At 73.3% G+C, this 25841-nt stretch carries 19 protein-coding genes and 1 tRNA gene; 15 read left to right on the plus strand and 5 right to left on the minus strand.

All coding sequences use genetic code 11. The features are described from left to right. Window positions 1–9: 9 nt before the first annotated feature. Both V2J85_RS13270 and V2J85_RS13275 read right to left on the minus strand, forming a co-directional pair. Window positions 10–1047, minus strand: coding sequence for a Gfo/Idh/MocA family protein (locus tag V2J85_RS13270; RefSeq protein ID WP_261957117.1), 1038 nt, complete (start codon window positions 1045–1047; stop codon window positions 10–12). 69 nt (window positions 1048–1116) lie between these two features. Then, window positions 1117–2037, minus strand: a complete 921-nt coding sequence (locus V2J85_RS13275) for a sugar phosphate isomerase/epimerase family protein (RefSeq protein WP_261951348.1) — start codon at window positions 2035–2037, stop codon at window positions 1117–1119. 350 nt (window positions 2038–2387) lie between these two features. Here V2J85_RS13275 and iolC point away from each other — a divergent pair, with 350 nt between their 5' ends. The 10 genes from iolC (at window position 2388) to V2J85_RS13325 (ending at window position 14848) form a co-directional block, all read left to right on the plus strand. After that, window positions 2388–3380: a 5-dehydro-2-deoxygluconokinase gene (gene iolC, locus V2J85_RS13280; RefSeq protein ID WP_330821687.1), complete on the plus strand. Its 993-nt coding sequence runs from the start codon at window positions 2388–2390 to the stop codon at window positions 3378–3380. Window positions 3381–3494: 114 nt separating this feature from the next. Then, a complete protein-coding gene (locus V2J85_RS13285; protein WP_261951350.1) occupies window positions 3495–4382 on the plus strand; it encodes a Cgl0159 family (beta/alpha)8-fold protein in 888 nt (295 codons plus the stop codon). Between the two features lie 30 nt (window positions 4383–4412). Next, window positions 4413–5429: a 5-deoxy-glucuronate isomerase gene (gene iolB, locus V2J85_RS13290; RefSeq protein ID WP_330821688.1), complete on the plus strand. Its 1017-nt coding sequence runs from the start codon at window positions 4413–4415 to the stop codon at window positions 5427–5429. Then, window positions 5429–7315, plus strand: a complete 1887-nt coding sequence (gene iolD / locus V2J85_RS13295) for a 3D-(3,5/4)-trihydroxycyclohexane-1,2-dione acylhydrolase (decyclizing) (protein WP_330821689.1) — start codon at window positions 5429–5431, stop codon at window positions 7313–7315. The genes iolB and iolD overlap by 1 nt, the downstream gene beginning before the upstream one ends. A gap of 66 nt (window positions 7316–7381) precedes the next feature. After that, window positions 7382–8875: a CoA-acylating methylmalonate-semialdehyde dehydrogenase gene (locus V2J85_RS13300; RefSeq protein ID WP_261951353.1), complete on the plus strand. Its 1494-nt coding sequence runs from the start codon at window positions 7382–7384 to the stop codon at window positions 8873–8875. 158 nt (window positions 8876–9033) lie between these two features. Next, complete coding sequence (locus V2J85_RS13305; RefSeq protein WP_261951354.1) at window positions 9034–10164, plus strand: hypothetical protein; 1131 nt, start codon at window positions 9034–9036, stop codon at window positions 10162–10164. A gap of 63 nt (window positions 10165–10227) precedes the next feature. Beyond that, window positions 10228–10761, plus strand: coding sequence for a GNAT family N-acetyltransferase (locus tag V2J85_RS13310; RefSeq protein ID WP_261951355.1), 534 nt, complete (start codon window positions 10228–10230; stop codon window positions 10759–10761). 159 nt (window positions 10762–10920) lie between these two features. Beyond that, window positions 10921–13653, plus strand: a complete 2733-nt coding sequence (locus V2J85_RS13315) for an alpha/beta fold hydrolase (RefSeq protein WP_330821690.1) — start codon at window positions 10921–10923, stop codon at window positions 13651–13653. Window positions 13654–13676: 23 nt separating this feature from the next. Continuing rightward, window positions 13677–14609, plus strand: coding sequence for an ABC transporter permease (locus tag V2J85_RS13320; protein WP_330821691.1), 933 nt, complete (start codon window positions 13677–13679; stop codon window positions 14607–14609). A gap of 98 nt (window positions 14610–14707) precedes the next feature. Continuing rightward, on the plus strand, window positions 14708–14848 hold the full coding sequence (locus V2J85_RS13325; RefSeq protein ID WP_261957573.1) for a hypothetical protein: 141 nt from the start codon (window positions 14708–14710) through the stop codon (window positions 14846–14848). A 33-nt stretch (window positions 14849–14881) separates the two neighbouring features. On the opposite strand, the gene V2J85_RS13330 is transcribed toward V2J85_RS13325, so the two are convergent. Next, a complete protein-coding gene (locus V2J85_RS13330) occupies window positions 14882–15904 on the minus strand; it encodes an alpha/beta hydrolase (protein ID WP_261951358.1) in 1023 nt (340 codons plus the stop codon). 300 nt (window positions 15905–16204) lie between these two features. On the opposite strand from V2J85_RS13330, the gene V2J85_RS13335 reads away from it, so the two are divergent. From V2J85_RS13335 to V2J85_RS13345, 3 genes are all read left to right on the plus strand, one after another. Next, window positions 16205–18316 (plus strand): FUSC family protein, encoded by a 2112-nt coding sequence (locus tag V2J85_RS13335; protein WP_330821692.1) that lies wholly within the window; start codon window positions 16205–16207, stop codon window positions 18314–18316. Window positions 18317–18430: 114 nt separating this feature from the next. Further along, the gene (gene mreB, locus V2J85_RS13340; protein WP_261951360.1) at window positions 18431–19510 is read left to right on the plus strand and encodes a rod shape-determining protein; all 1080 of its coding nucleotides are present in this window, start codon (window positions 18431–18433) and stop codon (window positions 19508–19510) included. Window positions 19511–19594: 84 nt separating this feature from the next. Continuing rightward, entirely contained in the window at window positions 19595–20611 is a 1017-nt protein-coding gene (locus V2J85_RS13345) for an alpha/beta fold hydrolase (RefSeq protein ID WP_330821693.1), read from the plus strand. 204 nt (window positions 20612–20815) lie between these two features. Here V2J85_RS13345 and V2J85_RS13350 read toward each other — a convergent pair whose 3' ends face one another. Then, window positions 20816–21562, minus strand: coding sequence for a TetR/AcrR family transcriptional regulator (locus tag V2J85_RS13350; protein WP_261951362.1), 747 nt, complete (start codon window positions 21560–21562; stop codon window positions 20816–20818). A gap of 116 nt (window positions 21563–21678) precedes the next feature. Here V2J85_RS13350 and V2J85_RS13355 point away from each other — a divergent pair, with 116 nt between their 5' ends. Further along, on the plus strand, window positions 21679–23199 hold the full coding sequence (locus V2J85_RS13355) for an FAD-dependent monooxygenase (protein ID WP_330821694.1): 1521 nt from the start codon (window positions 21679–21681) through the stop codon (window positions 23197–23199). A gap of 272 nt (window positions 23200–23471) precedes the next feature. On the opposite strand, the gene V2J85_RS13360 is transcribed toward V2J85_RS13355, so the two are convergent. Further along, window positions 23472–23547 (minus strand) — tRNA-Arg (locus tag V2J85_RS13360). A gap of 310 nt (window positions 23548–23857) precedes the next feature. Here V2J85_RS13360 and V2J85_RS13365 point away from each other — a divergent pair. After that, window positions 23858–25750, plus strand: coding sequence for a dynamin family protein (locus V2J85_RS13365; protein WP_330821695.1), 1893 nt, complete (start codon window positions 23858–23860; stop codon window positions 25748–25750). The last annotated feature ends 91 nt before the right edge of the window (window positions 25751–25841 follow it).

Raw genomic sequence — 25841 nt, forward strand, 5'->3', positions numbered from 1 at the left:
GCCGCCGGCTCAGCGATACATCGCCGGGCGCTCGACCAGCTCCACCGTGACGCGCTCACCGGTGGCCTGGGCACGCACACCGGCCTCGCACACCGCGGCCGCGGCATAGCCGTCCCAGCAACTGGGGCCCTCGACCTCGCCGCGGCGGGTCGCGTTCACCCAGAGCTGCACCTGCCGGTCGTACGCGTCCTCGAAGCGCTCCACGAAACCGGGCGGAATGGCGCCGCCCCACCGGCCGGCGGTGTTGCTGAAGACGCCGCGGTCGTCACCGATCCGGGCGGTGCCGCCCTCGCAGACCGCCTCGCAGCTGACCTGGTAGCCGAAACCGCAGTTGACGAAGATCTCGGTGTCCACGACCTGGCCGCCGGCGGTCTCGAAGAGGACCAGCTGCGGGTCGCTGAGCCCCTCGGGCGCGTTCCCGGTGGGGGCGGGGCGCAGCACGCGTACGGCGGTGATCTCGTCGTCCAGCAGCCAGCGCGTCACGTCGATCTCGTGCACCACCGAGTCGTTGATCATCATCGCGTTGGTGAAGCCCGGCGGTGTGTCCGCGTTCCGGTGCCGGTTGTGCAACATCAACGGGCGACCGTAAGTCCCTTGCGAGAGAAGGGACTTGAGGCTCCGGTAATCCGCGTCGTAACGACGCATGAAGCCCACCTGCACGCGGCGGTGGCCCAGCGCCTGCTCGGCCTCCAGCACGCGCAGCGCGGACGCGGCGTCCGGCGTCAGCGGCTTCTCGCACAGCACGGGCAGATCGCGCGCGAACGCCTCCAGCAGCGCCGCCTCGTGCGCGGGACCGGGCGAGGCGATCAGCACCGCATCGACGGCCGGGTCGTCCATGGCGGCCGCGGGATCGGTGTACGGGGTGCACCCCTCGATGCCGTCCGCCAGACGCTTCACCCGCGCCGCGTCGATGTCCACCACCGCCGCCACCCGGGCCCCGCTGATCACCTCATCGATCCGCCGCACATGGTCCGCCCCCATCCGCCCGGTACCGATGACCGCCACCCCGAGCGTCCCGCGGGAACCCGCGCCACTGCGCTCACTCATACCGTCCTCCGTGCCGCTGCTGTGCTCCATGCCGTCCTCCATGTCGTCCTGCACTCCTCACACCCTGGCTCAGGCGCCGCAGGAGCGCAGGAAGCGGCGGGTGCGTTCGGCGATGGGGAACGGGCGGTCGGGCGGGCAGGGGTACATGTCCTGCTCGACGATGGCGAAGAGGTCGACGTTCAGTTCCTGCGCGGCTTCCAGGACGGGCGGCAGCGCGGGCACGCCGAGCGGCGGTTCGCACATCACGCCCTGCTGGACGGCCGGGCCGAACGGCGTGCCCTTGGCGACGACGTCGCTGAGGATGTCCGGGTCGACCTGCTTGAGGTGCAGGTATCCGATCCGTTCGCCGTAGGTGCGGATCAGCTTGACGCTGTCGCCGCCGCAGTAGGCGTAGTGGCCGGTGTCCAGGCACAGGTTGACCAGGTCGGAGTCGGTGACGTGGAGGAAGCGCTCGACGTGCTCCTCGGTGTCGATGTGGGTGTCGGCGTGCGGGTGGACGACGATGTCGAGCCCGAACTCGTCACGCACCCGCTTGCCCAGGCGCTCCATGCCCGTCGTGAGGTGCTTCCACTGCTCGACGGTCAGCTCGCGGGGTTCGAGCTCCTCGGCGGTCTTGTCGTCCCGCCAGAAGGACGGGATGACGACGAGGTGCCGGGCGCCCATGGCTTGGGTGAGGGTGGCGACCTCGGAGACGTGGGCCCAGGTCTTGTCCCATACGGACGGGCCGTGGTGCAGGGAAGTGAAGATCGTGCCGGCCGAGACCTTGAGGTCGCGGCGGGCGACCTCGTCGTGGAGCACGGCGGGATCGGTGGGCAGGTAGCCGTACGGGCCGAGTTCGATCCACTCGTAGCCGGCCCGGGCGACCTCGTCGAGGAAGCGCTGCCAGGGCACTTGCTGGTCGTCGTCGGGGAACCAGACTCCCCACGAGTCGGGGGCCGAACCGACGCGGAGACGGTCCAGGACGGGCGGGGCGGCATGGCGTGCGGGCATGCTGCGGCTCTCCTCTCGCCGGTCGGCGGTGACCGGGAAGGCGCGGGGTGGGGTTGTGGGGCACAGCCTCTCTGCCGCCCCGGGGAGTGTCAAGACTTCGTCCTGACATAAGGACGTAAGGACTTGTGGGCCGGATGAGGGTGCCGGGTGGGGGTGGGTGGCCGGGCCGGGGTTTCGCTTTGACGTCAGAATGTAAGGACAAACTGTTGACAGGGTCTGAGGGTCACCGTTAGACCTTTCCTCGGACGGGAGGGCGGAACCCCCGGTCCCGCTGAGCGCAAACCCGCTGAGCGAAGCGAATCCTTTTGCGTGAGAAGCAGGATGTGGCGCGCTGAGCCGAAGGGGCGTGTATGACCGAGTCGTACGACCTGATCACGATGGGCCGGATCGGGGTGGACCTCTACCCGCTGCAGACCGGTGTGTCGTTGGCGCAGGTGGAGACCTTCGGGAAGTTCCTGGGGGGCTCGGCCGCGAACGTCGCGGTGGCGGCCGCCCGGCTCGGGCGGCGGAGCGCGGTCATCAGCCGGACCGGCAGGGACCCGTTCGGGGACTTCCTGCATCAGGCCCTGCGCGGGTTCGGGGTGGACGACCGGTGGGTGACACCGGTCGCGGCCCACCCGACGCCGGTGACCTTCTGCGAGATCTTCCCGCCGGACGACTTCCCGCTGTATTTCTACCGGCGTCCCAAGGCCCCCGACCTCGACATCCGTCCGGAGGAGCTCGACCGGGAGGCGATCGCGGCCGCGCGGATCTTCTGGGTCACCGGAACGGGGCTGTGCGAGGAGCCGAGCCGCAGTGCCACCCTGGCCGCGCTGGAGGCCCGCGCCAAGTCCGGGCCGACCGTCTTCGACCTCGACTGGCGGCCGATGTTCTGGGGCGGCGAGGGGGGCGCCTCCGGGGACGGCGGGGCGACCGGCGCCGCGGCGCGGGCCACCGCCCGGCCGTATTACGAGGCCGCCCTGCGGCACGCCACCGTAGCGGTCGGAAACGTGGACGAGGCCGAGGTCGCCACCGGGCTGCGCGACCCCAAGGCGTGTGCGCAGGCGCTGCTGGACATGGGCGTCGAGCTGGCCGTCGTCAAACAGGGGCCCAAGGGGGTGCTGGCCGTGCACCGGGACGGCCGGGTCGCCGAGGTGCCGCCCACCCCCGTCGAGGTCGTCAACGGGCTCGGCGCCGGGGACGCGTTCGGCGGGGCGCTGTGCCACGGCCTGCTCTCCGGCTGGGAGCTGGAGCCGATGATGCGGTACGCGAACGCGGCCGGGGCGATCGTCGCCACCCGGCTCGCCTGCTCCTCCGCGATGCCCACGCGGGAGGAGGTCGAGGAGTTCCTCGCCGCCCGGTGAGTTCCTCGCCGGCCCGGTGAACCGGGGGTGACTCCCCGCCGTTCTCCCTGCCACCGCTGCGCCTCCCCGCCCCGCCGTCCCTCCCCGCCCCGCCCCCAGAAGGTGAGTTGACCCTTGTCCCCTCGGATCAGTGATCTCGCGACGTTGCGGGCGCGGCAGCCCGGAGCGGTCGCGGAGGCCGCCGCCCGGCGTACCCGTCGACCGCTCATCGGCGACAGCGGGCGGCTGATGATCGTGGCCGCCGACCACCCGGCCCGCGGTGCGCTCGCCGTGGGTGATCGGCGGCTCGCCATGGCCAACCGCCTGGACCTGCTCGAACGTCTGGTGCTCGCGCTGTCGCGGCCGGGGGTGGACGGGGTGCTGGCCACCGCCGACATCCTGGAGGACCTGCTGCTGCTCGGTGCCCTGGAGGGCAAGGTGGTGATGGGCTCGATGAACCGCGGCGGGATCGCCGGCGCGTCGTTCGAGATGGACGACCGGTTCACCGGGCACCGGCCGCAGGACCTGGCCCGGCTCCGGTTCGACGCCGGGAAGCTGCTGCTCCGCATCGACTACGACGATCCCGGGTCGCTGACCACGATGGAGGCCACCGCCCGCGCCATCGACGCGATGGCCGAGCGGGAACTGCCCGTCTTCGTCGAGCCGTTCCTGTCGTCCCGAATAGACGGCCGGGTCCGCAACGACCTCCGCCCGGAGGCGGTCATCCGCTCCGTCGCCATCGCCTCCGGCCTCGGCGGCACCTCCGCGTACACCTGGCTGAAGCTGCCGGTCACCGACGACCCGGAGGCGATGGCGCGGGTCTGTGAGACCACCACGCTGCCGGCGGTGCTGCTCGGCGGCGACGTCGGCTCGACCGTCCGGGAGCAGGAGGCCGCGTACGAGAAGTGGGCCAAGGCGCTGCGGCTGCCGACGGTGCAGGGCCTGGTCGTCGGGCGGTCGCTGCTCTATCCGGCCGACGGCGATGTCGCGGCCGCCGTGGACACCGCCGTCGGCCTGCTGTAAACGCCGCGATATCCGCAGGAGACTTGAGACATGACTGCTGAATTCCCCCCGAAGGGCAGGCCCCACCCCGAGGCCGGGACCGGCCCCGACGGCAGGCCCCACCCCGAGGCAGGGTTCCTCACCGGGCCCGGGGCCCCTCCCGGGGCAGCGCCCCGCCCGCCGGCCGATCTCCACCTCAAAGCCGGCGGAGCCGCCCGCGGTCCGTACGCCGTGGACATCGACCCGGAGCGGGCCGGCTGGGGGTATTCCTCGTTGCGGGTCCTGGAGCTGGCGCCCGGGGGGCACCACGCGTTCGACACCGGGGACAGCGAGTGGATCGTGCTGCCGTTGTCCGGCGGGTGCACGGTCGTGGTGGACAGCGGCGAGGAGTTCGAACTGCTCGGCCGGGACGACGTGTTCAGCGGGGTCACGGACTTCGCGTACGTGCCGCGGGACGCGCACGTGGGCATCGCCAGCGAGGCCGGTGGCCGGTTCGCGCTGACCGGCGCCCGGTGTGAGCTGGCGCTGCCGGCCCGTTACGGCGCCGCCTCCGACGTGCCGGTGGAGCTGCGCGGCCGCGGGAACTGCTCGCGGCAGGTGAACAACTTCGCCGCGGCCGGCACGTTCGCGTGCGACCGGCTGATCGCGGTGGAGGTGCTCACCCCGGGCGGCAACTGGTCCTCCTACCCGCCGCACAAGCACGACGAGTGCCGCCCGGGCGTGGAGTCCGAGCTGGAGGAGATCTACTACTTCGAGATCGCGTCCGCGCGCGGCACGGAGGGCGTCGGTTACCAGCGCGTCAGTCCGTCCGGGAACGGCCGCGGCACGGACGTGCTCGCCGAGGTGCGGGGCGGCGACGCGGTGCTGATCCCGGACGGCTGGCACGGGCCGTCGATCGCGACGCCCGGCCACGCCATGTACTACCTCAACGTCATGGCCGGCCCGGGGGAGGAGCGGGAGTGGCTGATCTGCGACCACCCCGAGCACGGCTGGATCCGTGACACCTGGCCCGACCAGCCCGTCGACCCCCGCCTTCCGCTCTACGACGCGCCCGTAGGAGACGTCTGATGAACGCCGCCCCGACGACCCGCCGCCTGACCGTCGCGCAGGCCCTGGTCGAGTTCCTCGCCCACCAGTACACCGAGCGGGACGGCCGGCGGCAGCGGCTGATCGGCGCCTGCTGGGGCATCTTCGGCCACGGCAACGTCGCCGGTATCGGCCAGGCGCTGCTGGAGTCCGGTACGGCGCTGCCGTATCTGCAGGGCCGCAACGAGCAGGCGATGGTGCATGCCGCGGTCGGCTACGCCCGGCAGTGCGACCGGCTGTCCGCGCACGCCGTCACCACGTCCATCGGCCCGGGCGCGACGAACCTGGTCACGGGCGCGGCGCTGGCCACCGTCAACCGTCTGCCGGTGCTGCTGCTGCCGGGTGACACCTTCGCCACCCGGCCCGCGGAGCCGGTGCTGCAGCAGCTGGAGGTGCCGCACGCCGGTGATGTGTCGGTCAACGACGCGCTGCGTCCGGTGTCGCGGTATTTCGACCGGGTGACCCGGCCGGAGGCGCTGATCCCGGCGGCGATGCAGGCGATGCGGGTGCTGGCCGACCCGGTGGACACCGGGGCGGTCACGCTGGCGCTGCCGCAGGACGTGCAGGCGGAGGCGTACGACTGGCCGGAGGAGTTCTTCGCCGACCGGGTGTGGCGGGTGCCCCGGCCGGCCCCGGACGCCGCCGCGCTGGCGGAGGCGGTGTGGGCGGTCCGCGGGGCCCGCCGGCCGTTGGTGATCGCCGGTGGCGGGGTGCACCACTCGGAGGCGGAGGAGGCGCTGCGGGAGTTCGCCGACGCGACGGGGATCCCGGTGGCGTCGACCCAGGCCGGGAAGGGCTCGCTGCGCCATGACCACCCGTGTGACGTGGGCGGGATCGGGCACACCGGTACGGCGACGGCGGACACGCTGGCCCGTGAGGCGGATCTGGTGATCGGCGTGGGCACCCGCTACACGGACTTCACCACCGCGTCGGCGACGCTGTTCGCGGACCCGGGGGTGCGGTTCGTCAACCTCAACATCGCCGCCTTCGACGCGCACAAGCTGGGCGCGCTGTCGCTGGTCGCCGATGCCCGGGCGGGCCTCGCGGCGCTGACGGGCGCGCTGGCCGGGCACCGGGTGGCGAAGGAGTACGAGGCGGCGTACGGGGCGGCGAAGGAGGAGTGGGAGCGGCGGGTGGACGCGGCGTACGGTGCCGCGGACGCGTCGGCGCGGCCGTCCCAGACGCAGGTGCTGGGGGCGCTGGACGCGCTGGTGGACGACTCCGACATCGTGATCAACGCGGCCGGGTCGCTCCCCGGTGATCTGCACAAGCTGTGGCGGGCCCGGTCCCGCCGGCAGTACCACCTGGAGTACGGGTACTCCTGCATGGGCTACGAGATCCCGGCGGCGATCGGGGTGCGGCTGGCCGCGCCGGACCGTCCGGTGTGGGCGCTGGTCGGCGACGGTACGTATCTGATGAATCCCACCGAGATCGTCACCGCGGTGCAGGAGGGCATCAACTTCACGATCGTGCTGATCCAGAACCACGGGTACGCGTCGATCGGCGGGCTGTCCGAGGCGACCGGCGGTGAGCGGTTCGGGACGGCGTACCGCTTCCGGGCCGGGGACGGTACGTACACGGGGGCGCCGCTGCCGGTGGATCTGGCCGCGAACGCCGCCTCGCTCGGGATGCGGGTGATCCGGGCCGCGACGGTCGGTGAGCTGCGGGCGGCGCTGGCCGAGGCGCGTGGCGCGAACCGGCCCACATGTGTCTATGTCGAGACCGAAACGGCCGACACTGTGCCGGGCGCGCCGGAGGCGCAGGCCTGGTGGGATGTTCCTGTTGCCGAGACCGCGACGCGTCCGGCGGCGGTCGCCGCGCGTGCGGCGTACGACCGGCAGGCCGCCGGGCGCCGCCGCCACCTCTGACCCACGTTCCCCATCGTCACAGCGAAGTCGTCACAGCGAAGTCGTCACCCCAGAAAGGCCCCTCGCATGAAGACCATCAGCCACTGGATCGGCGGTAAGCCCGTCGAGGGCGTCTCCGGCAACTTCGGTCCGGTCTACAACCCGGCCACCGGCGCCCAGGAGAAGCAGGTCGCCTTCGCCTCGGCCGGAGAGGTGGACGCGGCGGTGCGTGCCGCGAAGGAGGCGTTCGCGACGTGGGGCACCAGCTCCCTGGCGAAGCGCACGTCGGTGCTGTTCAAGTACCGGGAGCTGGTCGACGCACACCGTGAGGAGCTGGCCCGGCTGATCACGGCCGAGCACGGCAAGGTGCATTCGGACGCGCTCGGTGAGGTCGCCCGCGGCCTGGAGATCATCGAGCTGGCCTGCGGCATTCCGGAAAAGCTGAAGGGCGAGCTGTCCACGCAGGTGTCCACGCGGGTGGACGTGGCGGCGATCCGCCAGTCGCTGGGTGTGGTGGCGGGCATCACGCCGTTCAACTTCCCGGCGATGGTCCCGATGTGGATGTTCCCGATCGCGATCGCCTGCGGGAACACGTTCGTGCTGAAGCCGAGCGAGAAGGTGCCGAGCGCGGCGTTCAAGCTGGCGGAGCTGGCGGCCGAGGCGGGTCTGCCGGACGGTGTGCTGAACGTCGTCAACGGCGACAAGGTGGCGGTCGACGCCATCCTGGAACACCCGGACATCGCCGCGGTCTCGTTCGTCGGTTCCACGCCGATCGCCCGGTACATCCACACCACCGGTACGGCGAACGGCAAGCGGGTGCAGGCGCTGGGCGGCGCGAAGAACCACATGCTGGTGCTGCCGGACGCCGACCTGGACCTGGCCGCGGACTCGGCGATCAACGCCGCGTACGGCTCGGCCGGTGAGCGCTGCATGGCGATCTCCGTCGTCGTCGCGGTGGGGGACACCGCCGACCCGCTGATCGGCAAGATCAAGGAGCGGGCCGACAAGCTGCGGATCGGCCCCGGCGACGACCCGGCGTCCGAGATGGGCCCGCTGATCACCAAGGTCCACCGCGACAAGGTCGCTTCCTACGTCTCGGGTGCCGCGGCGCAGGGCGCGGACGTGGTCATCGACGGCACGGGCTACACCGTCGAGGGCTACGAGGACGGCCACTGGATCGGCGTCTCGCTGCTGGACAACGTCACGCCGGAGATGGACGCCTACCGTGACGAGATCTTCGGCCCGGTGCTGTCGGTCGTGCGGGTGGAGACGTACGACGAGGCGATCGCGCTGATGAACAACTCGCCGTGGGGCAACGGCACCGCGATCTTCACGCGGGACGGCGGCGCGGCCCGCCGCTTCCAGCTGGAGGTGGAGGCCGGCATGGTCGGCGTGAACGTGCCGATCCCGGTGCCGGTGGGCTACCACTCGTTCGGTGGCTGGAAGGACTCGCTCTTCGGCGACCACCACATCTACGGCAACGACGGCGTGCACTTCTACACCCGCGGCAAGGTCGTCACGACCCGCTGGCCCGACCCGTCGGACGGCGGCATCAACCTGGGATTCCCCAGCAACCACTGACAAATACCGCATGCCCCGACCCCCTGCCGGCCCGTTCCCGGCGGGGGGTCCGGTGCGTTCGGGGCCCTTGCTAACGTGCTCCCTCGCACATCGATGGGACGAGCGGCGCGCCGGGTTGGCGGGGCACCGGGAACAACGGGGGACGAATGCAGTCATCCATGGCGCTCACCAAGGGCGCCCGCATCACGGGCGGGGCGTTCTGCCTGCTCTTCTTCCTCTTCACGGCGTACTGGCTGGCCGTCGATCTGGGCGAGTTCGGCATCGACGGGATGTGGGGGTACTGGACCTTCCAGCGTCCCGCCGGCCTGAATCAGGTGACCGGGCCGTTCCATCTGGGGCTGGCGCTGGTGCAGTTGGCGGCGGTGTTCACGGCGTTCGCCGGGCAGCGGGTGGCCGGCGGGCTGCTGGCGGTGGCGACGACGCTGACCTTCGCCACGACGCTGCAGGCGATCGTCAGCGTCGGCAACCACACCAGTGACGACAAGTGGTTCCAGCACGCGGAGACCGGCACCTCGACCTTCGACGGGGTGTTCATCAGCAGCGGTCTGCTGTTCCTGCTGACCTTCGTCGCCGGGGTGGTGCTGCTCGCCGGAATGCGGGCGTGGCCCCGCCCGAAGCCCAGTGAGCCGCCGCTGCGGCCCGCCGGGCAGGCCGGTGTGGTGGCCGGGCTGGTGCTCGGTGCGATGGCGCTGTGCCTGGTCATCTGGCACGTCTACATGCTGGTGCAGAACGGCACCGGGTCCTTCGAGATGCTCTACCTCGGCCGGGGCGCGCTGCCGTCGCTGCTGAGCCTGGCGCCGGGCTGGTCGGGGCTGGTGTTCCTGGTCCTGACCGCGCTGGCGGCGCTCAACAGCCTGATGCGGGGCGGCGCGGCCCGCGGGCTGGCGATCGGGCTGTCGGTGGTGTCGCTGCCGGGCGCCGTGCTGACGCTGATCGGGCTGGTCGCCAACGGGTCGCTGTTCACGCTGAACGAGTCGATGCCGGGCCTGAGCGTGCTGAGCGATGTGCAGCTGCTGCTCGACCTGCTCGGTTCGGCGGCGCTGCTGGCGCTGATGGCGCGCGGTGAGCCGGTGGCCCCCGGCTGGCATCCGCCGGTCCCGGCGCCGCAGTTCGGGGTGCCCGGCTACGTCCCGCCGGCCGGCCCGCCGCAGCCGCCGGTGCCCGGCTGGCAGCCGCCGGTGCCGCCCGGTCCACCGGTGCCGCCCGGACCTCCGGTCGGCGGCCCGCCGCTGCCGCCCCCGGGCAACCCGCCGCAGCCGCCGGGCGGTTTCGGCCCCGCCCCGTACTGACGTGTCGTTCGCCGGGGTAATTCGCTGGCCAACGGGCGGTGCGGGTGCCACTGTCCGTCTTCTATGACGAACGACACGACGAACGACAACCCGGACGACCAGGACGGCGGCGCCGGCAACGCCATAGTCACCGAACGGCTGGTGCTGCGGTCCTGGCCCGCGGCCGATCTCGCCGCGGTGCTCGCCGGCACCCGGCAGCCGCACTGGGCGGCGGACTTCCCCGACGAGGGCGACCGGGTCATCGCCGGTTTCATCGACGGCAACGCGGACGCCCGCGGCGCGTTCGGGCAGCGGCAGATCCTGGAGCGGGACAGCGGCCTGGTGGTCGGCGCGATCGGGCTGTTCTGGCCGCCGGCCGACGGCTCGGTGGAATTCGGCTACGGCGTGGTGCCGTCCCGCCGGGGACGCGGCTACGCGCCCGAAGCGGTCCGCGCGCTCGCCGCGTTCGCGCACACCGCGCCCGGGGTGGACACGGTGTACGCCAACGTCGAGCTGACGAACCCGGCGTCCGTCCGGGTCCTGGAGAAGGCCGGGCTGGAGCACTGCGGCGGCGACGGCGAGCTGGCCCGGTACCGGTGGAAGGAACCCACGGGCTGACGCCCGCCGGTCGCGGACGCCTCCTGCCGGGGGTTCGCGCGTACGGCCCCCGCGTACCGCATCCGTGGTAGTCGGGGACGAACCGTACTCCCCTTGGAGACCCCCGGGTTCACCCCGGGGTACCGGCCGCCCGCACCGCCCCGTACCTAGGATCGCGGTATGGATCTGAGGGGTTTCGGGCGGCGGGCACGGTCGCGTGCGACGCTGCGCGGGCGGCGCCTGTACGCCGCCGTGGGCGCGCTGGCCGTACTGACGGGGGGCGGCACCTGGGCGGCCGCCTCCTCGGACGCGGCGCCCGCCGTGCACCGCGAGGACCGGCTGCTGTCCCTGCCGGAACGTCCCGGCGGCTCGAAGGAGGTGCGGATCGACACCTCCTTCTTCACGTCGGGCCCGGCGTCCGGCCGGCGGCCCGCGGTGCTGCTCGGCCACGGCTTCGGCGGCAGCAAGGCCGACGTCCGTCCCGAGGCCGAGCGGCTGGCCCGGGACGGTTACGCCGTACTGACCTGGTCGGCGCGCGGATTCGGGAAGTCCACCGGGAAGATCGGGCTGAACGACCCGGACGGCGAGGTCGCCGACGTCCGCCGGCTGATCGACTGGCTGGCCCGGCGGCCCGAGGTGCGGCTCGACCGGCCCGGCGACCCCCGGGTGGGCGTGGCCGGCGCCTCGTACGGCGGGGCGGCATCGCTGCTGGCCGCCGGGTACGACCGGCGGGTGGACGCGATCGCCCCGCAGATCACGTACTGGAACCTCGCCGACGCGCTCTTCCCGCACGGTGTGTTCAAGAAGCTGTGGGCCGGGATCTTCTTCACCACCGGCCAGTCCGGCGCCCCCACCGGCGCGCCACGCACCCCGCCCGCCTCGTCCGGCGGCTGCGGGCGCTTCGAGCCGGCGCTGTGCCGGATGTACGAGCGGACCGCGGTCTCGGGCAAGCCGGATGCGGAGGCCCGCCGGCTGCTGGCGGCCCGCAGTCCGTCCGCCGTCGGTGACCGCATCAAGGTGCCGACGCTGATCATGCAGGGCCAGACCGATTCGCTGTTCACCCTGGACCAGGCCGACGCCGCGCAGCGGGCGATCCGCCGCAACGGGGCGCCGGTCGCGGTCGACTGGATCGCCGGCGGCCACGACGGCGGCGACCGGGAGACCGCCCGCCTGACGGGCCGTACGGCGGCGTGGTTCGACCGCTACCTCAAGGGTGACAAGGGCGCCGACACCGGGCCCGGGTTCCGGATCAGCCGGACCGGGGGAGTGGACTCCACCGACGGCGCGGTGCGGCTGCGCGGGGCGAGCGCGGACCGGTACGCCGGGCTGGCGCACGACCCGCGACGGATCCGGCTCACCGGCCGGACCCAGACCTTCCGCAATCCGGCGGGCTCCGGGCCGCCGGCGATCTCCGCGGTGCCCGGCGTCGGGGCGCTCGGTGATCTCTCCTCGCTCGGTTCCGGCGGGCTGTCGCTGGACTTCCCCGGCCAGTACGCCCGGTTCGAGTCGGCGCCGCTGTCCTCGGCGGTCCGGCTGACCGGCCGCCCCGAGGTGACCGTGCACGTACGGTCCGGCTCCCGGGACGCGGTGTTCTTCGCCAAGCTCTACGACGTCACCCCGGACGGCCGCCGCCAGGTGCTGCCCGCGCAGCTCGTCGCCCCGTACCGCATCGCGGACGCCCGCGCGGGCCGCACGGTGCGGCTGCAACTGCCCGCCGCGGACCACGAGTTCGCGGCCGGGCACCGGCTGCGGCTGGTCCTCGCGGCCACCGACCTCGGCTACGCCTCACCGACCGAACCCGCCGCGTACACCGTCTCGTTGAAGGGCGGCGGGGTGCTGGACGTGCCGACCGTGCCGCAGGTGCGCAGCGCGGCCGCGCCGCTGCCGGCCTGGACCTGGGTGCTGCCCGCCGCGGCCGCCGTGCTGGCCGGGCTGCTGCTGTTCACCGCCCGCCGCCGGACCGCGGCGCCGCCGCCCGAGCCGGCGCTCGCCGGGGTGCCGCTGGAGATCCGCGGCCTGAGCAAGCGGTACGCGGGGTCCGAGGACCGGTACGCCGTGCGGGAGTTGTCGTTCCGGGTGGAGCGGGGCCAGGTGCTGGGGCTGCTGGGGCCCAACGGTGCCGGCAAGACGACGACACTGCGGATGCTGATGGGCCTGATCGCGCCGGACGAGGGCGAGATGAGGATCTTCGGGCAGGCGGTGCGGCCGGGCGCGCCGGTGCTGTCGCGGGTCGGCGCGTTCGTCGAGGGCGCCGGGTTCCTGCCGCATCTGTCCGGCCGGGCCAATCTGGAGCTGTACTGGCAGGCGACCGGCCGGCCCGCCGAGGACGCGCACCTGGACGAGGCGCTGGCGATCGCCGGCCTGGGGGAGGCCCTGCAGCGGGCCGTCCGCACGTACTCGCAGGGCATGCGGCAGCGGCTGGCGATCGCCCAGGCCATGCTCGGCCTGCCCGACCTGCTGATCCTCGACGAGCCGACCAACGGGCTGGACCCGCCGCAGATCCGCGAGATGCGGGAGGTGATGGTCCGTTACGCCGCGGCCGGGCGCACCGTCATCGTCTCCAGCCATCTGCTGTCCGAGGTCGAGCAGAGCTGTACGCATCTGGTCGTGATGGACCGCGGGCGGCTGGTGCAGGCCGGGCCGGTCGCCGAGATCACCGGCTCCGGCGACACCCTGCTGGTCGGGGTCGCCGGGGAGGTCACCGACGCCGTGGTGGAGAAGGTGGCCGCGCTGCCGGGCGTGACGTCGGCGGTCCGCGCCGACGGCGGGCTGCTGGTGCGGCTGGCGGACGCCGCCGGCACGCCGCGGCTGGTGGCCGAACTCGTCCGGCTGGACGTCCCGGTGGACCGCGTGGCCCCGTACCACCGGCTGGAGGACGCCTTCCTCACCCTGATCGGAGGCGACGCAGGATGACCGCTGACCGGAGGGGACCGACGATGACCACCGACGACGGGGAACGCGCCACGACCGCGACCGGGCGCGGCACCGCGACGGCGACCGGGCCGGGGACGCCGCCCGGGGACGGGCGGGCGGCGGACTACCGGCCGCGCCGCACCCTGCCGCTGCGCGTGGAGGCCCGGCGGCAGCTGCTGCGCCGGCGCACCCTCGTCGTCGCCGCGGTGCTGGTGCTGCTGCCGTTCGTGCTGGTCGCGGCGTTCGCGATCGGCGGCGACCCGTCCACCCGCAGCGGCGGCGGCCGGATCTCGCTGATGGCCGCCGCCACCGCCTCCGGCGGGAACTTCGCCGCGACCGTGCTGTTCGTGTCCGCCGGGTTCCTGCTGGTGGTGCCGGTGGCGCTGTTCTGCGGTGACACGGTCGCGTCGGAGGCGAGCTGGTCGTCGCTGCGCTACCTGCTGGCCGCGCCGGTGCCGCGGGCCCGGCTGCTGCTGGCCAAGCTGACCGTGGCGCTGCTGTTCAGCGCCGCCGCGATGGTGCTGCTGCCGCTGGTCGCGCTGGGCGTGGGCACCGCCGCGTACGGCTGGGGGCCGCTGCAACTGCCCACCGGCGGGGCGCTGTCCGCGGGCGACGCGGTGGGGCGGCTGGCGGTCGTGGTCGGCTATGTCTTCGTCAGCCAGCTGGTCACCGCGGCGCTGGCGTTCTGGCTGTCGACGGTCACCGACGCGCCGCTGGGCGCGGTCGGCGGCGCCGTCGGACTGACCATCGTCGGCAACGTCCTGGACCAGGTCACCGCCCTCGGTGGCTGGCGGGACGTGCTGCCCGCCCACTGGCAGTACGCCTGGGCGGACGCCCTCCAGCCGACGGTGGAGTGGTCCGGGATGGTGCAGGGCGCGTCGGTGTCGGTGGCGTATGCGCTGGTGCTGGTGGCGCTGGCGTTCCGGGGGTTCGCGCGCAAGGACGTGGTGTCGTAGGGGCGCGGTGCGCGGGCGGGGGCCGGCCCGCGCACCGCTACCACCATTTGGTGCGAACGGCTGTCTGTCCGGGCACAGTGCTCATACGCATCGGCAAGGTGACCACCGCCCAGTCCGCCGGGGTCGGCTGGGCGACCGTCACCACCGTGTGGGGCGGCGGGAGCCGTAGCTCCTTCACCGCCTACGTGGGCCTGGATTCCCACCCCGTCGTGCTGCAGGACGTCGACTGCGGGCAGTGAGCCCGCGGCCGGCGCCCCGGCCCGGCCGCCGGGTCAGGCGGTCGGCCCCTGCATGTGCGCGCTGACCCAGCGCATGGTGCCCTCGCCCAGGCCCTGCACGTAGGTGGACGCGCTGTGCGTGCCGTTCGGCACTATCTGGAGCCGGGTGCGTACCGGACCGTGCCCGTACCGGGCGATGAACTTCCGGACCTTCGGCAGCACGGTGTACTCCTTCGAGCCGTCCTGGAAGGCCAGGTAGACCTCCGGTCCGCCGCGTGCCGTCAGGCGGCGGGCCAGTTCCTCGGGGTTGTTCTCCCGCTCCTCCCTGGCGTGGCCGTTCCACAGCGGGGAATCGGGCACGATGTCCGGCCCGTTGGGGATGGCCACCTTGAAGGTGCCGGGGTTCTGCAGGACGTTCTTCAGGGCCGCGAAGCCGCCCGAGGAGGAGCCCATGATGGCCCAGGCGTCACGGGTCTTGAGGGTGCGGAAGTTCTGCCGCACGAGGTCGGGCACGTCCTTGCTGAGCCAGGTGCCGATCTTCGGCTGGCCGGGTATGTCGCTGCCGTCGTAGTACTGCTTGTCGTTGGGGTTGAGGACCGGCATGACGACGATGAAGGGCAGGCTGGTGCCGTTCTTCGACCACCGGGCGAGGCTCTCCTCCAGCTTGAGGTCGGAGCCGATCCAGTAGTTGACGGGGTAGCCGTACGAGCCGGGCAGCGCCTCCATCACCGGGAAGCCCTTGTCGGCGTTGCGCTTCTCGTAGTACTCCGGCGGCGCCCAGACCCACACCTTGCCGGTGAAGCCGGACTTCGGGCCGTGCAGGGTGGTCACGCCGATCGGGGTGTTGCCGCCGGCGCCGCCGACCCGGCTCTCCTCCTGGAAGGTGATCGGCTTGCTGGGCCACTGCACCAGGGAGCGCTTCCCGTGGGGCGTGGTGTGCAGCGCGGCGCCCGTCTTGGGGCCGCCGCCGAAGCGTACGGGGGAAGGTGGGGAGGAGCTGGTGCCGCAGCCGGCGGTGGTGACGAGCACGGTCAGGGCGATCAACGCGACCACCGGACGGAACAGGGCTTTGCGCACGGGCCTTCTCCTTGGCGAACCTGCCGGGATGCGTCCCGGCCGACCAGCAAGAGGGCGCGGGGGCGCGCCCGGGTTTCCCCCGGTGGGTGTCGGGTTGCTCGCACCCTCGCCCGGAATTCGGCCTTCCCCTTCCTGACCTGGGGTGTTTTACGCCCGGCGGAAGGGCGGTTTACCAGGATTTTCCCGGTGGGCGGGGCGCTCGGGACGGGTCCGCGCGCGGGGGCGGACCCGCCGGGCCGCCGCGGGACGCCGGCCCGCCGCCGCCCCGGTACGCCCCGCCCTGCCCCGTATCCTCTCGTTATGACCTGGTCGCGTGCCCTGAAGGACGCCGCCCGCTCCGGGCTGACCATCGAGCGGACCAAGCTCACCCCGCTGATCGCGGTCCGCGGCACGGCCGGTGTCGCCCTCGTCATCGGCCTGTGCCTGTGGCGCGGCAACCCCACCCTCGCGGTCTCCTCCGCCTTCGGCGCGTTCTCCTCCGGCATCGTCACCTTCCAGCGCAGCATGCGGCCGCGCCCGGTGCTCGCGCTCGCCGTCGCCGGCGCGCTGGCGGTCTCCACCTTCCTCGGCTATCTGGCCGCCGCCCATGTCGCCGCGTTCGTCCTGCTGCTCGCCGGCTGGACCCTGCTGGCCGGGATGGCCTGGGCGATCGGCCCGATCTCCGGGCTGGCCGGCACCCAGACCGTGGCCATCATGCTGGTCACCGTCACCCTGCCGACCTCCGTCCTCGGCGCCCTGGAACACGCCGCCCTGATCTTCTTCGGCGGGCTCGTCCAGGCCACCCTGATCATCGTCTTCCCGGTCCGCCCCTGGGGCACCCAGCGCGACGCGCTCGCCGACGCGCTGGCCGCCGAGGCCGACTACGCCCGCCGGCTGCGGCACGACCCGGTCGCGCCCTTCGACCCGGCGCCCCTGATGGACGCCCGGCTCGCCGCCACCGTGACCGCCCGTCAGGCCCGCCGCCGCCCCGTCCAGCTGCACGGCCCGCGCGGCCTCGCCGAACGCGTCCGGCCGGTCCTCGCCTCCCTGGCCGACCCGGTCGTCGGCGCACCCCTGGAAGGCCCCGAACGCGACCGCGCCCGCGACCTGCTGGCCGCCGCGGCCACCGTCCTGGACGCCGTCGCCCACGCCGTACGGCACGCCCGGCCCGTACGGCTGCCGCCGGAGGCGATGGCCACCCTGGAGGTCCCGGCGACCGGCCCGATGCTGCACGGCCCCGCCCGGCGCTCCGCCTACCGCCTGATCTCCCTGCTCGCCGACGCCGTCGAGCTCACCGACGAGCCGGTACGCGCCACCCGCCCCACCACCGAGGCCGAACGCGGGCACCTGCTGCGCCCCAGCGTCCCCCGGCTCGTACCGGTCGCGCTGCGCTCCCTGCACCGCGAGGCCCGCTGGTCCTCGCACATCTTCCGGCACGCCCTGCGGGTGGCCGCGGTCGCCGCCGCCGGCTATCTGCTGGGCACCGCGCTGCCGTTCGGCCACGGCTACTGGGCGCCGCTGGCCTCCGTCATGGTGATGCGCCCGGACTTCGCGCAGACCTACTCCCGGGGCGTGGCCCGTTTCTGCGGCACCCTCGTCGGCGTCGCCGTCGGGGGCACCGTGATGGCCCTGGTGCATCCCGGCGAATACGTCAGCGCCGCGCTCGCCGTGGTCTGCGTCTGGCTGATGTACCTGCTGATGCGCACCGGGTTCTCGGTGACCTCGGCCTGCGTGGCCGCCTACGTGGTCTTCCTGCTCGGCATCGCCGGCGCCGGCTGGGAGCAGACCGTCCAGGAACGCGTCGTGCTCACCCTCCTCGGCGGGCTGCTGGCGATGCTCTCCTACGCGCTGTTCCCCGCCTGGGAGACGCCCCGGCTGCGCGACCGGCTCGCCGACTGGCTGGAGGCCAACGGCCGCTACGCGCTCGCCGTATGGGAGGCCTGCGCCCGGCCCGCCGCCCGCCGGCCGCGGCAGGTCCGCGAGGCCCTGCTGGACGCCCGGGCCGCCCGCGTCGCCTGGGAGAAGAGCGAGGACCGCGCCGAGAAGGAGCCGGTGCGCCACCGCGGGTTGTCGCCGGGCGCGGCGAAGGCGGCGGGCGCCGCGCTCGCCACCATGGGCCGGGTCACCATGATCCTGGAGGCCCATCTGCCCGCCAAGGACGCCGAACCCTCCACCGGCGCCGCCGCGTTCGCCGCCGCACTGCGCCCCGGCCTGGAGCGCGCCACCAAGGCCGTACGGGAACGCGGCCCGCTGAACTGGAGCGCCCTGCGCACCGTATGGGAGAGATGGGACGCCGAAACGGGCAGCGAGGGCGTCGCACCGCGCGCCGCCGGACTGCTGGTCGACGCCCTCGACGAGCTGGCCGAGGCGCTGTCCGGCGACCCGGAAGCACGCGAGGAGGGGGTACGGGGAACCATCCCACGCCCCCAGTAGTCTTATTAATTGCCCGCAATGAACCCCATTGGTGACCAATGGGGTCATCTGCGGCCCGCCGCCCCCCGTCCCCGTCAGTTCCGTCCCCGTCGCGAGAGAGCAACCCCACTCCCCATGGCGTCCAGCACTTCGTCCGGTACGTACGACATAGGCATCGACCTCGGCACCGCCAACACCCTGGTGTACGCGCGCGGCAAGGGCGTGGTGCTGAACGAGCCGTCGGTGGTCGCCGTCAACGCCTCCGGCGAGGTCATCGCCGTGGGCGAGGACGCCAAGCGGACCATCGGCCGCACACCCTCCGGCATCACCGCGATGCGCCCCCTGAAGGAGGGCGTCATCGCCGACTTCGAGGCCGCCGAGCAGATGCTGCGCGCCCTGATGAAGAAGGCCCTGCCCAGCCGCCGCTTCTCCCGGCCGCGGGTGGTCATCTGCGTCCCCTCCGGCATCACGGGCGTCGAACGGCGCGCGGTCATCGACTCCGCCCGCGGCGCCGGGGCCCGCGAGGTGCACCTGATAGAGGAGCCGATGGCCGCCGCGATCGGCGCCGGCCTCCCGGTGGACGAGCCGGTCGGCTGCATGGTGGTGGACATCGGCGGCGGCACCACCGAGGTCGCCGTGGTCTCCATGGGCGGCCTGGTCACCGCCCAGTCCCTACGGGTCGCCGGTGACGCCCTGGACGCCGCCATCACCGCGTACGTCAAGAAGAAGCACTCCCTGGCCATCGGCGAGCGCACCGCCGAGGACATCAAGATCGCCATCGGGTCGGCGGTGTGGACCCCCGTCGACGTCGACGAGGACGGCGAGCCGGACCGCCGCTCCTCCTACACGGTCCGCGGCCGCGACCACATCAGCGGCCTGCCCCGCCTCCAGGAGATCGGCGAGGAGGAGATCCGCCGGGCCCTGGCCGAACCGGTCGACGCGATCGTCCGCGCCGTCCACCAGACCCTCGACGCCTGCCCGCCGGAGCTCTCCGGCGACATCATCGAGCGCGGGATCGCCCTCACCGGCGGCGGCGCCCTGCTGCGCGGCCTGGACCGGCGGCTGCACCAGGAGATGGGCGTGCCCGTACGCGTCGCCGACCAGCCCCTGGACTGCGTCGTCAACGGCACCGCCAAATGCGTCGACGAATTCGCCAGCCTGCACGGCCTGTTGACGGGGGCGAAGGAACAACCCCGCAAGACGGTGCGTTTGTAAGGTGACCGCTGCAGGACTGCACCCTGCGGGGCCGAACCCCGCAGGGACGGTGCTGCGGAGGAGACCGCCCCACTAGGAGGACGCATGCCGCTGACCACGGAAACGGCCGAGCACCCCGCCGGCCCGGTCCACCGCTTCGCCGAGATCCCCGAAGGCCGCATCCACTTCGTCGAGCAGGGCACCGGCCCGGTGGTCCTCCTGGTCCACGGCTTCCCCGAGTCCTGGTACTCCTGGCGCCACCAACTGGCCGCGCTGGCCGCCGCCGGCTATCGGGCGGTCGCCATCGACGTCCGCGGCTACGGACGTTCGTCCAAGCCGAGCGAGGTGTCGGCCTACCGCATGCTCGCCCATGTGGCCGACAACGTCGCCGTGCTGCGCGCCCTGGGGGCGGAGACCGCGATCATCGCGGGCCACGACTGGGGCGCTCCCATCGCCGCCCACACCGCGCTGCTCCGGCCCGACCTCTTCACCGCCGTCGCCCTGCTGAGCGTGCCGTACGCGCCCCGCGGCGCCACCCGCCCCACCGAGGCGTTCACGCGGCTCGGCGGCGACGAGGAGTTCTACGTCAGCTACTTCCAGGAGCCGGGCCGCGCCGAGGCGGAGATCGAACCGGACGTCCGCGGCTGGCTGGCAGGCGTCTACGCCGGCCTCTCGGGCGAGGCGAAGCCCGCCGCCGACGACCAGGACGGCAACGGCCTCACGCGGATGACCGTCCCCGCGGGCGGCAAACTCTCCGACCGCTTCCCGGCCGACACCACCCTGCCGTCCTGGCTCACCGAGGCCGACCTCGACTACTACACCGGCGAGTTCGAGCGGTCCGGACTGACCGGCGCCCTCAACCGCTACCGCAACGTCGACCGGGACTGGGCGGACCTCGCCGCCTGGCAGGGCGCCCCGATCACCCGGCCCGCCCTCTTCATCGGCGGCGACCGCGACGCCCCCACCCACTGGATGGCCGACGCCATCAAGGCCTTCCCGGTGACCCTCCCGGCCCTCTCCGGCTCCCACATCCTCGAAGGCTGCGGCCACTGGGTCCAGCAGGAACGCCCCGACGAGGTCAACCGACTCCTGATCGACTGGCTGCACGGCCTGCCGGCCTGAGGGGACCACGGCCGGGGGCTGTGTCCTCCACGGGCCGCCTCGCCGCCGGGGGTTGCGCCTTCTACGGGCTGCCGGCCTGAGGGGATCACGGCCGGGGGGTCTTCTACGGGTCGCTTTCCTGCCGGGGGGTGCGCCTTCTACGGGCTGCCGCCCCGCCGAGGGCCGCGCCCTCCACCGGCTGCCGCCCCGCCGGGGGCGCGCCCCTTACCGGCTGCCGCCCATGTAGGCCTCCAGCCCGTCGAGGATGCGCTCCAGGCCGAACTCGTCCGCCCGGTCGCGCTCGGCCGCATCGGCCTCCGTGGCCGCGAGGGCCGCGGCGACCGCCGGATAGCGGTCGGCGCGGCCCACCAGCAGCTCGTTCAGCGCCGCGCTCATCACCTGCTCGGGCTCCGTCGCCCGCGCACTGCCCAGCCCCATCGAGGCCGACACCTGCGCGAGGGCCCGTACGTGGCCGCTCACCACGACCACGGCGTCGAGCTGCTCCCCGCCGCTCAGCCCGGTGTCCGCCAGCGCGGCCACCGCCGCCTCCGTCCAGCCGAGTTCGTTCGGCCCCATGACGCGTGGGCCGGTGGCCGCACCCAGCAGCCAGGGGTGCCGGTGGTAGACGGCCGTCAGCGTCTCCGCCCAGGCCCGCAGCCCGTTCCGCCATCCCCCGGGCAGCTGTGGCGGTTCGCCCATCGCGCTGTCGATCATCAGCGCGACCAGCTCGTTCTTGCCCGGCACATAGCGGTACAGGGACATCTTCGTGAAGTCCAGCTCGCCCGCGACCCGTTGCATCGAGACCGCCCCGAGCCCGCCGGCATCGGCGAGCGCGATCGCCGTGCGGGTGATCAGCTCCAGGCTCAGCGCGGGCCGCGGCCCGCGGCTGGGCCGCTCACGCCCGCCCCACAACAGCTCGACACTGCCCGCCTGATCCCCGAACACACTGCGCTTCTCGTCCTCGCCCACCATCCCCGCATCCTAAAACTGCGTCCGGGGTACACAAAAGCGTGTCCGCCGGATACAGTTTCTTTCGTCGGCCCGATGACCGCGGACCGACCGACCATCCGATGACGGGGGAAACAGCGATGTCTCGACGCATGACGCACGACCTGGCGCACGGCCTGGCGTACGGCCTTACGCACGGCCTGGCGCACGGGCTTACGCGCGGCCTGGCGCACGGGCTTACGCGCGGCCTGACACACGAAACGACCCGCGCGCAGGTCGTGAAGGCGGAAGCGGGCGCGGAGGCCCGCCCCGACCGGGCTGACGGCGTTCCCGGTGACCGGCCCGAGGGCCGCTCCGCCGGCGGAGGCGGTAGCGGCCGGAACCGCACGGTCCTCATCTCCGGCGCCAGCGTGGCCGGCCCGGCCCTCGCGTACTGGCTCTGCCGTCATGGCTACCGCCCCACCGTGGTCGAGGTGGCCCCGGCCCTGCGCGGCGGCGGGTTCGCCGTCGACTTCCGGGGCGCGGCACACCTGACGGTCCTGGAGCGCATGGGGCTCCTGGACGAGATCGGACGCCACGGCACCGGCGGCGGCTCCGCCATGAGCTTCATCGACGGCCAAGGTCGCCAACTCGCCACCCTGCCACCCGAGTTCACCGGCGGCGACCTGGAAATCCTCCGCTCCGACCTCTCCCGAATCCTCTATCACCACAGCCTGACCCCGGCGGCCGACGGGCACCCGGCGCCCGAGTACCTCTTCGACGACACCCTCACCTCCCTCACGCCCACCCCGGACGGAGTCCACGCCACCTTCGCGCGCACCCCGTCCCGCACCTTCGACCTGGTGATCGGCGCGGACGGCCTGCACTCCACCGTGCGCAGACTGGCCTTCGGCCCCGAGTCGGACTTCGTCAGCCACCTCGGCTATTACGTCGCCGCCTGGGACCTCCCGGAGTCCGCCGGCGACCTGGCCGCCGCACCCGTCGGCTACTCCGAACCGGGCCGCACGGCGACCGTCGGCCGCACTCCGCGCCGCAGTGCCGAGCCGGGCTACGTAGGCGAGGCGTTCTGCGTCTTCGCCTCCGCTGAGGAGCTGACCCACGACCGCCGCGATCTCCCTGCCCACAAAAAGGCGATAGCCCGCGCCTACGAAGGAGCCGGCTGGCGCACCCCGGAACTGATCGACACCCTCCGGGCCGCCGACGAGCTCTACTTCGACTCCATCAGCCGCGTCGACGTCCCGTGCTGGTCCACGGGCCGTACCGCCCTCCTTGGCGACGCCGCCTACGGCGCCACCCTCGGCGGGATGGGCACCGGCTCGGCGATCATCGGCGCCTACGTCCTGGCCGCCGAACTGGCCGCGTCCCCCGACGACCACACAGCGGCCTTCGCCCGCTACGAACACCGACTCCGCCCGTATGTGACCCAGTGCCAGGAAGGCGGCCGCGGCACCGGCGCCTTCCTCGCCCCCACGACCCAGGAGGCCATCGACGCCCGCAACGCCGCCCTCAACGACCCCGCAACCCGCACCGCCATGCTCCAACAGGGCCACGACCTCTCCACAGCCATCACCCTCGACGACCAGCCCCCGGGCGAGCCGGCCCTCCACGCGACCGGCACGGCAATAGCCACGGCACCAGGCACGGCACCAGGCACCGAGTAGCGCGTCCACGAGTCGATCGCCGCCGCACCCTGCCGGCCCCTGACCACCCGACTCACGGCCCCCGAGCCACACAATTCCGCGTCACAACGACCCGCCCCCCGGCAGCCGGCGAGCACGACCACTCGCCCCGTACGGACCGCCCCCGTACGGACCGCCCCCTCCGCGCCCCGTCAACGACCTACGAAGATCCCGAGGGCCCCACCGAGGTCAGCAAACGCCCCCGCAACCCGCCCCCCAACGAAAAAAGACCCTCCCGTTGGGAGGGTCTGGCCTGGCGCCCCCGGCAGGACTCGAACCTGCGGCCAAGTGCTTAGAAGGCACCTGCTCTATCCACTGAGCTACGGGGGCCGGTGTGGGCGTGGATCACGGGCCGCGGACCAGGATAGAGGCCCGGGTGCCTCGTCCCGGTTGCTTCACCTCCGTGGCACGTTGTGGAGGTTCGGTGAAGCGGTCCCGATAATCGCAGGCAGGTACGAATCCTGCACCGCTTTTGACGCGCGGCGTGGCGGGTGTTGTGCACTCGTTATGCCTGCGTCTCAGTTGTCGCGAGCGTCTCATGCGCCACTCGTCCCATTCTGTGCGGGTTCTTGCGGCGCGCACGAGGGGTTATACGCTTCAAAAAGCCAACGAAATTGGGCATTCTGCACATGTGGCGACCTTGGACGTACGACCCCGCCTGCTCGACGCACTGTCCGTACTGCGCGACCGCGTCGAAGCCGCACGCTTTCCGCTGCCACTACGGGGCGCCGCCCGTGCCCGGTGCAACCGGGCCGAGCTGCTCGCCCAGCTCGACGACTATGTGATTCCCCGCCTCCGGTCGCCTCAGGCGCCGCTGCTGGCGGTGATCGGCGGCTCCACCGGGGCCGGCAAGTCCACCCTGGTGAATTCGCTGGTGGGGCGGCGGGTCTCGGAGGCCGGGGTGCTGCGTCCGACGACGCGTACGCCGGTCCTGGTGTGCCATCCCGATGACGTCCACTGGTTCTCCGGACGGCGGGTGCTGCCCCAGCTCACCCGGGTCTGGGGGCCCGAGGAGGACGACGGAGCGGAGGGAACTCATCCGGAGCACGAGGAATATGGGGAACGTGGGGAGTGTGGGGGATACGGCGGCGGGAGTGGCCCGGGTAAACCGGGTAAGGGAGGAGCGGCCGGGGGCGGGGAGCCGTTCGCGGTGCGGATCGAGGTGGAGGCGGCGCTGCCCAGTGGGCTGGCGTTGCTGGATGCGCCGGACATCGATTCGCTCGTCGCCCGGAACCGCGAGCTGGCCGCGGAGCTGATCTGCGCCGCGGACGTATGGGTGCTGGTCACGACGGCCGCCCGGTACGCCGACGCGGTGCCCTGGCATCTGTTGCGCGCGGCGAAGGAGTACGACGTCACGCTGGTGACCGTGCTGGACCGGGTGCCGCACCAGATCGCCACCGACATCTCCGGGAGGTACGCGGAACTGCTGCAGCGCGCCGGCCTCGGCCATGTCCCGCGGTTCACCATCCCCGAGCTCCCCGAGTCGGCCGGCGGCGGCAGCGGGCTGCTGCCCGCCACGGCGGTCGCCGGGTTGCGCGAGTGGCTGGAACGGCACGCCCAGGACCCGGCCGCCCGTAGGGCCGCCGCGGACCGTACCGCCACCGGGGTGATCGCCTCGTTGCGCAGCCGGCTGCCCGCCCTGGCCGGGGCCGCCGCCGCTCAGCACGCCGCGGGGCTCCGGCTCGCCGGCCGGGTCGAGGAGGCGTACGAACGGGCCGCCGAACGCGTGCGGAGCGAGGTCGCGGCCGGTGAGGTGCTGGCCGGGGACGCCCGCGCCTACTGGCGCGACCACGGGACCGGCGGCCGGTCGGACGAACTGCTCGACGCCCTGACGGAGGGGCTGACCTCGTTGCTGACCTGCGCCGTGGAGGAGGCCGACGAACGGGCCGCGGAAGCCTGGCGGCGCGATCCCGCGGCCGCCGACCTCTCGTTGACGGCCTCCTCGGGAGCCTCCGAGGCGTCGACCGCCTCGGATGCCGCGGAAGCCGCGGAAGCCGCGGGGGCGGCCGGCCGGCTGGGCGTGCTCGTCCGGCGCTGGCGGCGCTGCCTGGAGGAGCTGGCCGAGGAGGAGACCCGTGAGGCGCGTGATGCCCGTGACGCGCGCGGTGGACCGGCCGGTGAACGCGTCGCCCAGGTGGAGCCGGAGGAAGCGGCCGCCCTCCTGGCCGCCACGCTGCTCGGCGGCCGGCGCGCCCGTACGGCGGGCGAGAACCTCGCCGACCTCCTGGGTGCCCAGACCGCACTGCGGCTCCGCGACCGCGGCGGCCGGCTGCTGGTCACCTATCTGGCACGTGCGCTGGACGGGGAGCGCGAGCGGCGGCTGGCGCCGCTGGACCGGCTGACCGTACCGCCGGACCAGCAGGCCGAGCTGATCGCCGCGCTGTCCGTATTGCAGCGCGAGCGGCAGCCGGAGCAGAAGAGGACGGCGGCGGATGCCGTACGGGCGGAGGCGGTAGCGGCGGGAGCAGCGGCGGCGGACGCAGTAGTGGTGGAGCGGGAGCGAGAGCGGGAGAAGGCGGAGGTGTCGGGGTGAGCGGTTCCGGAACGGCGGATTCGGGTGTGGGGGAGGGGGCGCCCGCAAGGCCGACTTCAGGCGCGGGCAACGGGGCGGGAGAGGGGGGCGC

The organism is Streptomyces bugieae, from assembly GCF_036352915.1.
Lineage (GTDB): Bacteria > Actinomycetota > Actinomycetes > Streptomycetales > Streptomycetaceae > Streptomyces > Streptomyces endophytica.

Excerpts from the sequence above, each read along its gene's own strand:
- V2J85_RS13270 (WP_261957117.1), bottom strand. The coding sequence starts at position 1,047 with ATGAGTGAGCGCAGTGGCGCGGGTTCCCGCGGGACGCTCGGGGTGGCG.
- V2J85_RS13275 (WP_261951348.1), bottom strand. The coding sequence starts at position 2,037 with ATGCCCGCACGCCATGCCGCCCCGCCCGTCCTGGACCGTCTCCGCGTC.
- iolC (WP_330821687.1), top strand. The coding sequence starts at position 2,388 with ATGACCGAGTCGTACGACCTGATCACGATGGGCCGGATCGGGGTGGAC.
- iolB (WP_330821688.1), top strand. The coding sequence starts at position 4,413 with ATGACTGCTGAATTCCCCCCGAAGGGCAGGCCCCACCCCGAGGCCGGG.
- iolD (WP_330821689.1), top strand. The coding sequence starts at position 5,429 with ATGAACGCCGCCCCGACGACCCGCCGCCTGACCGTCGCGCAGGCCCTG.
- V2J85_RS13300 (WP_261951353.1), top strand. The coding sequence starts at position 7,382 with ATGAAGACCATCAGCCACTGGATCGGCGGTAAGCCCGTCGAGGGCGTC.
- V2J85_RS13305 (WP_261951354.1), top strand. The coding sequence starts at position 9,034 with ATGGCGCTCACCAAGGGCGCCCGCATCACGGGCGGGGCGTTCTGCCTG.
- V2J85_RS13310 (WP_261951355.1), top strand. The coding sequence starts at position 10,228 with ATGACGAACGACACGACGAACGACAACCCGGACGACCAGGACGGCGGC.
- V2J85_RS13315 (WP_330821690.1), top strand. The coding sequence starts at position 10,921 with ATGGATCTGAGGGGTTTCGGGCGGCGGGCACGGTCGCGTGCGACGCTG.
- V2J85_RS13320 (WP_330821691.1), top strand. The coding sequence starts at position 13,677 with ATGACCACCGACGACGGGGAACGCGCCACGACCGCGACCGGGCGCGGC.
- V2J85_RS13335 (WP_330821692.1), top strand. The coding sequence starts at position 16,205 with ATGACCTGGTCGCGTGCCCTGAAGGACGCCGCCCGCTCCGGGCTGACC.
- mreB (WP_261951360.1), top strand. The coding sequence starts at position 18,431 with ATGGCGTCCAGCACTTCGTCCGGTACGTACGACATAGGCATCGACCTC.
- V2J85_RS13345 (WP_330821693.1), top strand. The coding sequence starts at position 19,595 with ATGCCGCTGACCACGGAAACGGCCGAGCACCCCGCCGGCCCGGTCCAC.
- V2J85_RS13350 (WP_261951362.1), bottom strand. The coding sequence starts at position 21,562 with ATGGTGGGCGAGGACGAGAAGCGCAGTGTGTTCGGGGATCAGGCGGGC.
- V2J85_RS13355 (WP_330821694.1), top strand. The coding sequence starts at position 21,679 with ATGTCTCGACGCATGACGCACGACCTGGCGCACGGCCTGGCGTACGGC.